Source organism: Spirosoma sp. KCTC 42546 (genome assembly GCF_006965485.1).
Classification (GTDB): Bacteria; Bacteroidota; Bacteroidia; order Cytophagales; family Spirosomataceae; genus Spirosoma.
The window spans coordinates 7,637,114-7,651,723 of sequence record NZ_CP041360.1 but is presented as its reverse complement, the minus strand read 5'-3'; the positions used below and the strand labels follow the sequence as shown (position 1 = coordinate 7,651,723).

The following is a 14,610-nucleotide window of genomic DNA, read 5'->3' as shown; positions in this document are numbered from 1 at the left end:
TAACAAACAAGCCCAACCAATTGGTCGGGCTTGTAGCACTTAGTTTAGGTTAAGAAAAAAGATAGACTGAGTTATTGTTTATCCCACCACACGTGGGTGTCCAGATTATCAGGGCCTTGCCGGGTAACGGCTTCCTGACGGTTAGCCGTGTTAACCGATTGCTCAGAATCTGGATAGGATAAGCGGTAGATGAAATTTCCCTTGATTTCCTTGCCCGGGTATGGGTTCGGTGTCAGGGCAGGGAAGCCGCTCCGCCGGAAATTAGCGAATACTTCCGGTCCATTCAGGAAAGAGGCAATCCAATACTGTGTATTGATCAACTCGTAGCCTTTAGCAGCATCATATGGATTTTTCTGGAGGTAAGCCGCAATGTTTGCGTCGGAAACCAGCGATGTAGCATCGTAATCGCCCAGTTGTTTCATGTGCGCTGTAACACCTGCATTATAAAAATCAGCCGCGTTACCAGTAGTCCAGCCTCGTTGAGCGGCTTCAGCCAGGAGCAGTTGAGTTTGTGCATAGGTCACTAAGTAACAGGGCGCAAACTGACTGCCCATCCGGGTCCGATCTAGTTGCGAGTAACCATAAAATTCACGAGTACCAATATCAATCACTGCGCGATCAGCAATAGTACCATTATCGTAACCCATGGGCATACCAATTTGCACCGCAGGGTCGCGGTTGGCTTTGGCCGCCGTTTGTTCAGGCCCACTTTTCGCACCTACATAACGTACGGCAATGGATGCGAGTCGAGGATCGGAGGTTGACTTCAGGTAATTGACAAATGTACTAGTTAGGTAGTAGTTGGCCGCTTCCGTTGAATTGAGCGTTGCCCCCACACCATTCGTATAGTTGGCGTTATTTTTAACCAGCGCATTGTCGGCATTTGACTGTTGTAGCCCGCCGGCAACTGCTTTCTGCACGGTCGATTGTGCCAACGTCGGATTTACTTTCGACAGGCGCATACCCACACGAAGCAGGAGCGAATTGCCGAATTTTTTCCATTTCGCAACATCGCCCCCATAGGTGATTTCACCGGCTTCCGTAGGCTTGCTAGCATCCAGCGCAGTCGTTGCCTCAGTTAGTTCTTTGATCAGATCATTATAAATACTCTCTTGGGTATCATATTTGGGCACAACGTTTGCTGAAATATACCCTAGACCTGCCTGAGAATACGGTATGTCACCATAGGTATCTGTGAGTACAGAGAATGTATAGGCCTTCCAGATGCGGGCCATATTATAAAGATTAGCCCGGTTAGCATCTGATTTGGTTTGATTGACTACATCGACCAGATACCGAACCACATTCTGGTAATACTGCCGCCAGATAGCGCCATTAACACCTGAGGGGCCGCGATTATCGATGTTGAAATTGCCACCGGCCACGATCCCTGAGTTTGGCGTAAACATCTGCTGAACGGTGGGCTCCTCAAAGGTCAGTATACCGCCAGGGAAAGAGGTGCCAACCATGGCGTTGTTGAACGTAAAAACTGGATTAAGCGTTGTGGCTGCCGTTGGGTTAACGTTTAGTTCATCGAACCCTTTGTCGCAACTGCTCGTGGTCAGGAGCAAGGCCGCTAATGGTATATATAAGAATGTCTTTTTCATGATGGACAAGGTTTCCGTTCGAAGTTTGTAGTTTGAGATTTGATGTTGGTTAATCTACTCGAATTAGTATTGGACAACATCAGACATCAAACTACAAACCTCAAACTCAGTTAAAATTTCACATTCAGGTTAAAGCCTACGCTGCGAGTGGTTGGTAAACCTGTTGATTCCAGACCAACCAGGTTATCCGAACTGAAGCCGAATTGTTCGGGGTCGATGTTTGGTACCCATTTCTTCAGAATAGCCACGTTGTTAGCCACAGCACTCAACCGAACGCCTTTGATGAATAAGGTTTTAGGGAGCAATTTGGTGAAGTCATACCCCAGGCTGATCTGACGCAGTTTCCACAAGCCAGCGTCGTACACCACTTGTTCGCCAAGGCTCTTGGAGCGGCCCACCGAATAGTAATCCTGAACAAATGCCCGGACGGCATTTACTTCGCCTTTTTCGTTCACACCAGGCCCAACCATTTTGTTGTCTGCCTCGCCCCGCCCTACTAACGTTTCTTTTTGCAAGCCATGTCGGAAGGCATTCAGGTTGGTACCTGAAATCATTTTACCACCCAGTTTAAAGTCGATCAATACCGATAAACTTAACCCTTTGTAGTTGAATCCATTGGTAATACCACCCACAAAGCGGGGCAGTGCAGAACCGAATGAAATAGGCGCATCGGTCCGGACAGGAAGACCATCTGTTCCGTTGATGAGCTGTCCTTGTGCATTACGCTTATAGCCATAGGTATATAACTGACCCAATTGCTGACCTACCACCTGCCGTAATTCACCAACATAAATCCCTGTACCAACTACGATTTGCTCAGCTTGCTTGTCGTTATTGTAGTCTTTTCCTGGAGTACCATCGTCATCGGTTATCAGTCGGAGTAGCTTGGTTTGGTTGTACGAACCGTTCAAGGTTACATCCCAGGAGAAATCTTTCGTCTTTACGGGCGACAGATTCAGCAACACCTCGATACCCTGGTTGCGGCTCTGTCCACTGTTGATGAGTGAACTTGTATAACCCGACGCATCAGACGATTGCTTCGCAACGATCTGGTCGCTGGTGATCTTGTTATAAACGGCTATATCCAGGCCAACGCGGTTATTGAATAGTTTCAGCTCCAGACCTAATTCGGTTTCCGCTACACGACTTGGTTTCAGCGTAGCACTGGGCACGGTATTCGAGGTAATGTAGCCTAATGGCTGCCCTTGGCCAGCTGGGTTTGGGAAGAGGTTGGCATTAACCGCATAGAACAGGTTGTTCGAGTAGGGGGCTACGTCACCATCGCTACCTACTTCGGCGTAAGCTGCCCGCAACTTACCGAAGTTCAACCAGGAAGGTAAGTTATTAAAGGCTTGGGAAAAGACGAAGCTACCGGTTAACGAAGGATACAGAATGCTTCGGTTTGCTGGGGCCAGGGTCGAGAACCAGTCATTTCGGACTGTTCCGTTCAAATACAGGAAGTCCTTATAGGAAAATTCAGCTGCGGCATAAAGTGAGTTAACTTTGCGTTCGCTCAGACCATAGGTTGGGTCTTTTACCCGTCCGTTTTGCGGAACATACAAACCCCGAACCACGAAGTCGGTAGCCAGAACACTGTTCAGATCACTCCGACGGTAGAGTTGGTTTCCACCTAAAGTAAGGTCAACACCAAATACTCCAAACTTATGGTTGGCTCCAATCAGGAAGTCCGTATTGACTTCGCGGAATCGGCGGGCTTCCTGCACGTACGCACCGTTCACAAAACCAGCCGGGGCAGCAGCCAGGGAAGCCTGACCCGTTGGGAAGTTATAATCCTGATCCCTTGACCAGTAATCCTGGCCTACCCGGCCCTGAACATACAGCCAGTCCGTCACGTTATAACGGGCTGAAATATTTCCAAACAGACGATCCCTACGGATGTTCTCGAATTTATTGTTGAGCACAAAGTATGGATTCGTTCGGTTCATAAACCGCGAATAGATGAACTCGTTACCAGTAGCCGGATTGATTTGGTTCGCTTCCAGTACATCTAATGGCATGGAGTTCGCCAGCGTGTAAATAACGGTAGGTGTACTGTTGTCCTGCTGAGCAATTTGGGGTGGGTTTTTGTTGTACTCATTGGAGTAGTTCATCGTTCCCGTAACCGTTAGTCTAGCCGACAGATTGTAGGTAAAGCCCAGATTAATGGTTTTACGATTAAACGAGTTATTGCGGGTAATCCCTTTGTTGTCCAGGTTTGAGATTGACAGGTTAAGTCCGCCTTTTTCGTTCCCCGTTGACACCGCGATGGAGTTAGTCATGGTGGACCCATCACGATAGAATGTGTTGATCCGGTTCCGAACGGGCGCATAAGGTACCGTCACGCCACCAAATAACACCTGGGTCTGTCCCGCAAACTTTTCGCCAAAGCTCCATACACCCGAGGTTGGGTTAGGCGCCGTAGGTCGAACGCCGTATTCTCCCTGACCATATTCGTACTGGTAATCCGTGTAATCCAGCGGGTGGTCATTTGTGTAGTTCATATTGTACGTTACACCAATCCCCTGACCGGTACCCTTGGTTTTGGTCGTAATCAGAATAGCCCCATCTTTAGCACGGGAGCCGTAAAGAGCTGCGGCCGTACCGCCTTTCAAAACGGTCATTCCTTCAATATCATCCGGGTTAATTGATGACAGGCCATCGCCACCATCGGAGTAGTTCCGGTCGCGGCTGGCAACAGAATTATCGCTACCGTTGTTGCCGTTGTTCTGTCCAAAGTTCGTGTTATCTACAGGAACACCATTGATAACAATGAGCGGGGTGTTCTGGCCCGAGAACGACGACTGCCCCCGGATACGGATTTTGCTGGAACCAGCTGCACCCGTGCCAAGACTACTAATGTTAACCCCCGCAATTTTGCCCTGAAGCGCATTGATAAAGTTAACCGACCGGTTGGTAGTAACCTGTTCGGGGTTTACAATAGCGGTGGCATACCCTAAGCGTTTTGCTTCTTTTTTGATACCCAGGGCAGTTACAACCACTTCTCCCAGGCTTTGTTCAGCCTCTTGAAGAGTAACCGTCAATTGCGTTTGATTGCCAATGGCCAATGTTTGACCCGCGAAGCCAATGGAACTGAAAACCAGCGTAACATTCGGTGCAACATTCAGCGAGAAGCTACCATTCCCATCGGTAGTGGTACCCAACTGCGTGTCTTTGACCAGAATATTGACGCCCGGAATGGGTTGCTGGTCTTTGCTGGAGAGAACGCGGCCCGTTACCCGGCGATCCTGCGCCTGGGCCACATGTGTGATCAGGAAGGCAGCCCATAGGAAAAAGCAACAGGCCCTAACCTTCATTCGTAAATTGTGTTTCATTATGGCAAGTAAGTTTATTTTAAAGTTCTGTATCTGAAAAAGCCAAAAAAATCTTTTTTTAATTATTAGCAAACTAAAGTGTGAATATGACACTTTCTACTATCCATTTTAGAATCAACTCAAAAAAATTTGGAATACTGAAAAACGATATTCACCTTTGTCCATCAATCTAAAGGGGTAGTCCTGTTTTTTAGATTTCAGGTAGCTCCTTTAGCCGGTAATTGCCTGATTGGTAGCCGTAAACAACTAATACGTTTGCGTTCTAACAAGGAGTTTAAGCAGGGGCTGAACTACCAATACAATGAAAGGCTTTCAGCTCTTACTGATTAATAAAAGAAAATAGATAAGTATAATTACTTATCTATAGTGCATAGCAAACGATAGTTTGCTTTTCATTATCAAATTTACTATACTTATTCTATATAGTAAATAGTTGAATGTGAAATTAGACCAACAGTTTACATCAATGGTACTCACCGAACACCCAGTTGCTAATCAATCAGCGGGAGCGCTGACCGCTGATCAAACGGCCTTTTTTGAAAAAAACGGCTTTCTGCATATTAAAAACTTTGTTAGTCGTGACGTAGTGCAGCTTTTCCTGAAGGAGTTACAGCGCGTTGAAGCGAATTGGCTGGCGGAGAAGGTAGATAAAATCAATGGAACTCCCCTGAAATTCGGCCGAGATGAAAATGGGCAAACGATTGTACAGCGGTTTGCCTTCACCTCGTTGTTTAGTCCCATTCTGAGTGAATTTCTGCAGGATGATCGACTACAGGCATTAACGGCACTCCTACAACCCTACGATGGCCGCATTAACGAAATCGAGAAAGACGGTCTGGTGGTCAATCACTATGTACGCACACCCGAGAGTAATTTCTCGCGCATGGGCTGGCATACCGATAGCCCGCGCGATTTATTCCTGGGGCATCGCATCCGTCCTATGCTGAATGTAGGATTGCATCTGGATGATTGCCCAAAGAGCAATGGTGGCCTGCGCGTGTTGCCTGGCACGCATAAGCAAAATACACTGATGACTTTGTTTCGTAAGCGTCAGTTTATCGATCACCGTCCCGATCCGCGCGAAGTTGGATTCGATATTGAAGCGGGGGATCTAACCATTCATAATGGCAGTCTGTGGCATCGGGTGGAGCAATCGCCTAAACTGGGCGCTGAAAGCCGCCGTCGGGTTATGTACATTCCCATTATCACGGGCGATTACCAGCCAAAAAGTGCATCCAGCAAAACGCCTTTCTACCATCGTTTTGCTGCTAGAATCCAGAACTAAGATACCCATGCAGTTGAATTGGCTTGCTTTTGCGGTTCCTCTATTTCTGCTCCTTATGGGTGCGGAATACCTTGTTGCAAAAGCGCAGAAGAAAAACTATTTCCAGTTTAATAACGCTGTTGCGAACCTCAATGTGGGTATTGCCGAGCGGCTGTTGGATAGTTTCACGGTTGGGCTGTTTTATTTCGTGTATGACTACCTGCATCGCCACTATGCACTTCTCGATATTCGGGCGAATGCATGGGGCTGGATTGGCCTGTTCATCGCAACGGACTTTGTCTGGTATTGGTATCACCGGCTGGCGCACGAAATAAACGTGCTCTGGGCCGTTCATGTGGTTCATCATCAGAGTGAAGATTTCAATTATACGGTTTCGGCCCGGATTACGGTGTTTCAGGCCATTGTCCGCACAGGCTTCTGGTCAATATTGCCCGTCATTGGCTTTCCGGCGGAGATGATTACAACGGTTCTTCTAATTCACGGGCTATATCCATTTTTTATCCACACCCGCACAATCGGTAAATTGGGCTGGCTTGAGTATGTGTTGGTAACACCTTCGCACCACCGGGTGCATCATGCCAGCAACCCCGAATACCTGGATAAAAACTACGGTGATGTGCTTATCATCTGGGATAAACTATTTGGCACGTTTATGGAAGAGCAGACAGAGCCGGTGTATGGATTGACTAAGCAACTGAACAGCCATAGTTTTTTATGGCAGCATTTTCATGGACTTCTCGAAGTATTGGTAGCGGCCAGGCGGCAAACTGGCTGGTCAGGAAAACTACGTGTGCTGTTTGGCCGACCTGATTCGGTCGATCCTGGTATACGGGATGAGTTGGAACGTCGGTTTTTATCCGCTGATGCGGCCAGCCGTACCGCCGTACATACGAAAAGACGCCGGTTTAAAGGCTACGTGATCGGACAGATGGCGGGCACGTTGCTGATTCTGTTCGGCTTTCTGCTGATCGAATCGTACGTACCGGGCTATCTTCAGTTTTTGACAGCCTTATTTATTCTGCTTACGTTAGTCAATTGTGGTGCCTTACTCGAACAGCGGCAATGGGTGTTATACCTTGAAATTGGGCGAGTGATGGTGCTTTGGCTGGCTTTATATAGTGTGTTAGGTTATCCCATGCTCCTAGTGTTGGGCTATATCGGCGCCCTGTCGCTCTGGGCATACTTCTCAGGTATTCAAAAACGGTATTTTCAATTGGTATACGGTTCCTCACTATGAAACGCACGGATTCTTCTATCGGCCCTCTGAACATCTACTCGGGCAGTTTTTTCGGACTGTGGTTACTGGCTATGCTGACCTCGGTAGGCTGGCGGGTTTCGGACGGCCCATCCTACAAAGTACAACTAGAGGAGTGGCATCAAAAACGGGTGAAATCACTCAAAAGCGAATCGGGCTGGCTGAATGTAGCGGGCCTGTACTGGCTTAAGGAAGGAGCGAATAAGGTAGGTAGCGATACGGGTAATGACATTACGTTTCCATCGGGAAAGGCACCCGAACAAGTAGGCACCTTTCAGCTTACAAATGGAACGGTATTCTTCACGCCCGCGCCGGGAGCCGCTGTACTCGCCGACCGATTAGGCCAGTCAACCGATGGCTCTTCTGTAAAGCCAGAACCATTGCTTACGACAGAAACGATCTTTTCGCCAGAAAGCAAAAAGCCGGTAACTCTGCAACATGGGTCACTTCGTTGGTTCATTATTAAACGAGGTAATAAATACGGGGTTCGTCTGCGTGATCTGGAAAGCCCGGCCCTGAACGAATTTCATGGAATAGACCGCTTTCCGGTAGATGAAACCTGGCGACTTAAAGCCCGGCTGGAAGTGCCATCGGAGCCCAAAACTATTCCCATCATGGATGTGATTGGACAGTTGTCGCAATACCCACTGGCCGGGACACTCGTTTTTGAGCGAGGAGGAAAAACCTACCGCCTGGATGCCGCTGGTGAAGGGGAGAAGCTGTTTATTTTATTTGGTGATCCCACCAATACCCATGATACCTATGGGGCAGGCCGCTTCCTGTATGCCGATAAAGCGGGTCCCGATGGCACAACCACGCTCGATTTCAATCAGGCCATCAACCCGCCCTGTGCTTTCACAACATTTGCTACCTGCCCACTGCCACCCAAGCAGAATAAACTGGCTCTGGCCGTTACAGCGGGTGAAAAACGCTACGGGGACCACTGAGTATATGCAGCCTAATCTCGACGCTAATGGAGCGGACTTCTTTCATAGTCTGGCCTACCAGGATCAGTTAAACCTGATCTGGCAACGGGGCATTCTACTCGAAGCCCGGAGAATTCCCGGTTTTTGGCTGCATTTAGTTGCCGTCAATACCTTTTTTGTGGAGATGTGGATTTGCCAGCGGCAGTACAGTGTTAACTTGGTGCGCGTTCTGACTGATACAAACGAACTTGAGCCCTATATTGACAAATTATCGCTAAGCGATCTGTTATAGATAGGTTGTCATTGATAGTCATTTGCGCTAAATCGCTTTACTATCAATGACCAGTGATGACCACCAATGACCAAGAATGACAATTAATGACCAACCACCTATCTACGCTGTCCAGCCTTGCGTCGAAACTGCCTAACGTAGGCACGACGATTTTTACGGTTATGTCGAAACTGGCGACCGAAACTGGTGCCATTAACCTGTCGCAGGGGTTTCCGGGCTTCGATTGCTCGCCCAAACTGGTGTCGCTGGTTGAACAGTATTTGCGGAAAGGCTTTAATCAATACGCGCCCATGACGGGCGTTCCGGCTTTGCGGGAAGCACTGGCCCGGAAAACGACTGATCAGTATGGGGTCAGTTACGATCCCGAAACCGAAATTACGATTACATCCGGCGCCACCGAAGCCATCTTTGCCGCTGTAACGGCGGTGGTCCGACCGGGGGATGAAGTGCTGGTGTTTGAACCCGCTTATGATAGTTACGTACCCGCCATCGACCTAAATGGGGGTGTTCCCGTATATGTCACCCTAACTCCGCCCGATTATGGGATCGACTGGCAGGTGGTACGCGAAAAAATTACGGATAAAACCCGGCTGATTCTGGTCAATACGCCCCATAATCCTACCGGCCATGTCTGGACAACGGATGATCTGGCCCAACTGGCAAACCTCGTTCGTGACCGCGACATCTGGATCGTGAGCGATGAAGTGTATGAGCACATTCTGTTTGACGGTCGGCTACACCATTCGCTGATGACGCACCCGGAGCTGCGGGAGCGCACGTTTATCATTGGGTCGTTTGGGAAGACATTTCATATTACGGGCTGGAAGATAGGTTACTGTCTGGTCCCGAAAGCGTTGAGTGTTGAGTTTCGGAAGATTCACCAGTATCTAACATTCAGCACCGTTACACCAATACAATACGCACTGGCCGACTACCTGAATGAGCCGGATCACTATCGTCAGTTACCAGATTTTTACCAACGTAAGCGCGACTTGTTTCTGGCTGGTCTGCAAGGTTCCCGATTTACGTTCAAACCAACCGAAGGGAGTTTTTTCCAGACGGTCTCCTATGCCGCCATTACCGATGAGCCGGATTATGACCTGGCCATCCGGTTAACCAACGAAATTGGTGTTGCGTCGATTCCGGTTTCGGTGTTTTATAATCAGAAAAACGATTATAAAATCCTGCGCTTCTGCTTCGCTAAAGACGATGCCATTCTGGAAGAAGCCGCCCAGCGATTGAACAACTTGTAAAGGCCCCAACAAACTCGGAGTCTTGTTGACGCTTGGCTCTGCCGAGTGTCTTGTATTCAAAGGGCCTCTGGCCCGATTGCAGGAAAATCAATTGATGTTCAGTCTGAGTTTTTAATAAAGAAACACGGGCCAGAGGCCCTAAAAAATAACAGACACTCGGCGGAGCCAAGCGTCAACGATGGACTAACGTTTACCTCTATGCCCCGCATTTCACCCCTTCCGTACAACGAAGCAACGCCCGATGTTCAGGTTGCTTTCGATGCCCACGTTACTGATTATCCTGGTAGCCGCATCACGAATATGAAAGCCACCCTGGGCAGGTCGTTGCTTTCGTTTCAAGTGTATATGCAATGGTATCCATTGTATGAGCAGGTAAAAGCCATTTTGGGCGACCGGCTGGCGTATTTGTACGCACATGCTATTTCGGAAGGATCGAATTGCCCGCTCTGCACAACGTTTTTTCGCCGGATCATCATCGACAATGGCGAGCGACCCGAAGACCTGCAACTGACGGACCATGAGCAGGCGGTCATCGATTTTGGGAGTGCCATTGCCCTGCATAAAGGTGAGGTTTCTGATGCGGTTTACGCACCCATCAGTGAGCGCTACACCGATGCCGAAATTGTAGTGTTAGTCGCATTTGCGGGGCAGATGATTGCCACCAATGTTTTTAACAACGTACTGGACGTAAAAATCGACGAATACCTGTATCCTTATCTTCCGTTAACTCAACCGCAAACCAATCCCTAGCTGATGGCTGATTTACAAGGTAAAGTAGCGTTTATTACCGGAGCTGCCCACGGGCAGGGTAGAGCTGTGGCGCTGGCTTTAGCGCAGGAAGGAACGCATATTGTGGCCTTCGATCTGGCCAAGCCACTAGCATACCCTGGCTACGCACTTGGCTCCGAAAGTGAACTGGAGTCACTGAAACGGGAGGTAGAGGCTTTTGGTGTTTCGTGTTTACCGGTTCAGGGCGACGTTCGGCGTGATGCGGATATACAACCGGCTGTTGACACGGCTGTTGCCGAATTCGGTCGGATCGACATTTTGTTCAACAACGCCGGTATCTGTGCGTACGGGCTGGTTCATGAGTTGCCCGAGGAGGAATGGGACGCCATGATCGACATCAACCTGAAGGGTGCCTGGCTGGTGGCTAAGCGGGTAATCCCGGTCATGATGGCGCAAAAATCGGGTGTGATCATTAACAACTCATCCATTGCCGGTTTGCGGGGAATGAATCGACTGAGTCACTACGCGGCTTCGAAATGGGGGCTGGTCGGCCTGACCAAATCCTGGGCAATTGAACTGGCTCCCTACAATATCCGTGTCAACTCAATCCATCCAACGGGCGTCAATACGCCTATGAACGACGGATTGGCCGAGTTGGAGGGCACCACGACCCAGGAAATTGCCGAACGCTCGGCGGGTAACCTGCTGCCCGTTCCCTGGGTGGAGCCGGAAGATGTGTCGGCTATGGTCTTGTTTCTGGTATCCGATAAGTCCCGGTACGTAACGGGCTCCCAGTTTGTGCTGGATGCCGGTTTGCTGACCAGGTGAATGTTTAGGCTGGCACGGGTAAATACCCACGTCAGCTCATACCATCGGTAACAATGGGAATTGCCCCATCAAAACAGTCTGAATATCAGTGGCAGGCAGGTTGAGCCATTGCTGTAAAACGGTTGCATAAACAGACCGAAAATCGTGCTGCATAGCTATGTTATCGTTGGCTGTTGCGCTGGTTGGTAGCTGTGGATTTGTGCCAATGATACCTGCTTTCACCCCATTGCCGAAATAGAATATCGGGGCCGCTGCGCCGTGGTCGGTGCCGCCACTGGCATTGGATTTGATCCGTCGGCCAAACTCGGAGAAGGTCATACCCATCACCCGGTCGGCAGCATTTAACCCTTTCAGATCGTCCATAAACGCACCAACGGCTTCGGATACCCGTCGGAGTAGTTGAGCGTGGTTACCTGTTGTGGTATCGTCGGGCTCGGCCTGTTTGGCATGGGTGTCAAAACTGCCGGTGCTCACCAGGTATACTTTTGTGCGGAGCCCACCCGCTACGAGCCGGGCTACAATTTTGAGCTGGTCGGCAAGGGGGTTTTTGCCCGGAGCCGGGTACTTATCTGATTGTCTGGTGATGCTTTGGGCCGCTTTCTTGATCACACCCGCATATTGGTCCGTTTTCTGGGAGACTTTTTCCAGATAAGCCAACTGATCTCCCCATCGCGTATTCGGCGTTGTTTCGGTTTTATCTTCGACGAGATCATAAAAAGAAGCCGGATTACTGATCGCTAATCCCATCGGAAACGCTGGTCCCTGAAAGGCCGATGCAATGACCGAACCTATCTGGATCGCTAGTGGATCAGGCATAGTCTGCGTCGGATATTTTTCGGGGAAACCCGGAAACGAGTCGTTCAGGTAGCGTCCGGCCCAGCCGGTATTCAGGATTTTATCGGAGTCGGAGCCGGTCATCCAGATATCGGTGGCCCGGAAATGGGAGAAATTTGGCTTGGGGTAGCTAACTGACTGAACAATACCGGCTTTCCCGTCATTGAACAACTGCTGAATGTCGGACAGGGCAGGGTGCAGAGCCGTTGCATCAAATCCATTCAGTTTTAAGATTTTGGTTTGCGGCAATGCAATGTTGGGCCGGGCAGCCTGATAAGCGCCATACTGGTCGACAGGAATAACCGTGTTCAGTCCATCATTACCACCTACCAACTGAATAAGCACCAGTACCCGATCATTCGGTATATCATGCCCAATAGCGGGCATTAACGATGACTGGGCCATAGCCCGAACCGAATAGCCATTCAGGAACTGGGGTAACATGACCCCAGCCATGGCCGTATGTTTTAGGAAGTTTCGGCGTTGCATAAAAAGGAGGAAAGTGAGTAGTGGGAGGAAGGGGACGAAAAGGGTTTGTTCATTCTCCCTTCATCCCCTTCCTCCCGCTACTCCTTATGTTAGTTGATACTGAGGCAAATTCATCAGGTATTTGTACAGGCTTTTTAACTTCTTTATTACGTTGGTTTTATTAGCTGCATCATCGGGCGTGACAGTCAGGTTTTGCCAGGCCTGCGTCCAGTAGTGATCCGACATGCCGCCCTGTAAGCCTGATAGCAAAATGCTGGTTTTGATATATTGCTTGTCTTTATCCGGCAACTCAATAGCATAGAGTCGCCGGACGGCATCATCAATAAGTGCCACCGGATCGGCGGGGTTGGGTAAGGACTGCGTAAAGGCGACTACATCGATCATCAATTTCTTTCCATTACGACCAATGTTGCCGTTGGTCATGTTGTCCGAAAATACATTGCGTTTGGGGAGCGTATCGGAGTTTACCCAGAGTTTATCGAACATGGGTTCCTGATAATAAGCGGGCCAACCGGCTACATTCGGTGGATCTCCGATATTCTGTTGCATGCTGGCGGTTTGGTTCTGGATGGCTAACCACAACCCATACTGATCGGTATAGTTGGTGGCGTCGGGGAATGTGATCCCATATTCCCGGCAAAGCCCCACGGTATAATCGAGCGGACTTTTAATGAGGGCTCCCCGATTGGTTGCGGCAAAAAAATGCTGGCTCCCTAACAAGTCACGCAGCACCGGTTTGATCTCGTAGTTGTTTTTTCGAAAAACGGCCGCCAGAGGTGTAATAATAGTTGCTTCGGTATCGGTGTCGATCTGATGATAGACGAAATACCGGTAGAGTTTTCGGCAGATAAAGCGTGCTACTTCGTCCTGCGCAAAAATCAGGGTGAGCAGATCGTCCAGTTCCTGTTCACCTTCTGGACCTCGTCGGCCCTTGATTGTTGTGTTCTGATAAAAGTCCGAAAACACTTTATCACTACTATCATGCCGACCGGGATCAAACAGACTAACGAACGTAGTGGTATCATTCCGAAAGCCGGTCAAGACTTTGGCGGCTGCTTTTACATCCGCTTCGGTATAGTGCGAGCCGGGTCCTTTCCCCACGGTAAACAACTCCTGCAATTCGCGACCGTAATTTTCGTCGGGTGCTTTTTTGTTGTTGGATGTACCGTTCAGGTATTTCAGCATGGCGGGGTCTTTCGTCATGGCCTTTACCAGGTCTTTGAAATTGCCCAGCGCGTGCGTACGGATCAATGCGTTATTCCGGTAGCACATCAGAGCATTGTCAACCATGTTAGTCTCCGTAACGAAATGATTGTGCCAGAATACTACCATCTTTTCGCGGAGAGTAGGGGTTTGACTCAGCATCAGTCCCAGCCACCACGCTTTGAACGAGTTTTTCCGCCGACCGTTATTCATGCCATCATAGTTAATGGATGTTGTCCAGGTTTCGCCGGGCATGATTTCATCATCGGTGAATTTATCATCGTTGTAGTTATTGATAGGTGGGGTAGGGGCGGGCTCATCGGCCAGCAATTCGTTGAGAGCCTTGCGGAGCGAGAGCGTCTGTATATGCGAAACGTCGTCGGGTTTCGCTCCGAACATTGTCCGTCGGAGCAGATGTTTTACGTCGTCAGCCGTCCATTTAGCCCGAAACGGCTCAAGTTGAACCTGGGTGTCTGTGTTCTCCATACCGTTGATTCATGGTAGTTAACAATACCTCAGCTACCTGTTTAACACGAAATAGAGCGAACCGGCTCGCTTTTAACAGAAGTTTAACGAA

General features: G+C 49.2%; 11 protein-coding genes. 7 read left to right on the top strand and 4 right to left on the bottom strand.

Annotation, left to right across the window (positions count from 1 at the left end; translation table 11 throughout):
- Window positions 1–71: 71 nt before the first annotated feature.
- A complete protein-coding gene (locus EXU85_RS31120) occupies window positions 72–1,607 on the bottom strand; it encodes a SusD/RagB family nutrient-binding outer membrane lipoprotein (RefSeq protein WP_142775814.1) in 1,536 nt (511 codons plus the stop codon).
- Window positions 1,608–1,717: 110 nt separating this feature from the next.
- A complete protein-coding gene (locus tag EXU85_RS31115; protein WP_142775813.1) occupies window positions 1,718–4,939 on the bottom strand; it encodes a SusC/RagA family TonB-linked outer membrane protein in 3,222 nt (1,073 codons plus the stop codon).
- A 466-nt stretch (window positions 4,940–5,405) separates the two neighbouring features.
- Between EXU85_RS31115 and EXU85_RS31110 the strand changes: the two genes are divergently transcribed.
- The 7 genes from EXU85_RS31110 to EXU85_RS31080 all read left to right on the top strand — a co-directional run bounded on the left by EXU85_RS31110 (window position 5,406) and on the right by EXU85_RS31080 (window position 11,507).
- Window positions 5,406–6,224: a phytanoyl-CoA dioxygenase family protein gene (locus EXU85_RS31110; RefSeq protein ID WP_142775812.1), complete on the top strand. Its 819-nt coding sequence runs from the start codon at window positions 5,406–5,408 to the stop codon at window positions 6,222–6,224.
- A gap of 7 nt (window positions 6,225–6,231) precedes the next feature.
- Window positions 6,232–7,461, top strand: a complete 1,230-nt coding sequence (locus EXU85_RS31105; RefSeq protein WP_142775811.1) for a sterol desaturase family protein — start codon at window positions 6,232–6,234, stop codon at window positions 7,459–7,461.
- On the top strand, window positions 7,458–8,426 hold the full coding sequence (locus EXU85_RS31100) for a DUF1684 domain-containing protein (protein WP_142775810.1): 969 nt from the start codon (window positions 7,458–7,460) through the stop codon (window positions 8,424–8,426). The genes EXU85_RS31105 and EXU85_RS31100 overlap by 4 nt, the downstream gene beginning before the upstream one ends.
- Window positions 8,427–8,430: 4 nt before the next feature.
- Window positions 8,431–8,697: a hypothetical protein gene (locus EXU85_RS31095; protein ID WP_142775809.1), complete on the top strand. Its 267-nt coding sequence runs from the start codon at window positions 8,431–8,433 to the stop codon at window positions 8,695–8,697.
- A gap of 86 nt (window positions 8,698–8,783) precedes the next feature.
- Window positions 8,784–9,950 (top strand): methionine aminotransferase, encoded by a 1,167-nt coding sequence (locus tag EXU85_RS31090; protein ID WP_142775808.1) that lies wholly within the window; start codon window positions 8,784–8,786, stop codon window positions 9,948–9,950.
- A 198-nt stretch (window positions 9,951–10,148) separates the two neighbouring features.
- The gene (locus tag EXU85_RS31085) at window positions 10,149–10,700 is read left to right on the top strand and encodes a carboxymuconolactone decarboxylase family protein (RefSeq protein ID WP_142775807.1); all 552 of its coding nucleotides are present in this window, start codon (window positions 10,149–10,151) and stop codon (window positions 10,698–10,700) included.
- Window positions 10,701–10,703: 3 nt separating this feature from the next.
- Window positions 10,704–11,507 (top strand): mycofactocin-coupled SDR family oxidoreductase, encoded by an 804-nt coding sequence (locus EXU85_RS31080; RefSeq protein ID WP_142775806.1) that lies wholly within the window; start codon window positions 10,704–10,706, stop codon window positions 11,505–11,507.
- 36 nt (window positions 11,508–11,543) lie between these two features.
- Here the strand turns inward: EXU85_RS31080 and EXU85_RS31075 are convergent, their stop codons facing one another.
- Both EXU85_RS31075 and EXU85_RS31070 read right to left on the bottom strand, forming a co-directional pair.
- Entirely contained in the window at window positions 11,544–12,830 is a 1,287-nt protein-coding gene (locus EXU85_RS31075; protein ID WP_142775805.1) for a DUF1501 domain-containing protein, read from the bottom strand.
- Between the two features lie 84 nt (window positions 12,831–12,914).
- Entirely contained in the window at window positions 12,915–14,519 is a 1,605-nt protein-coding gene (locus EXU85_RS31070; RefSeq protein WP_142775804.1) for a DUF1800 family protein, read from the bottom strand.
- Between the last annotated feature and the right edge of the window lie 91 nt (window positions 14,520–14,610).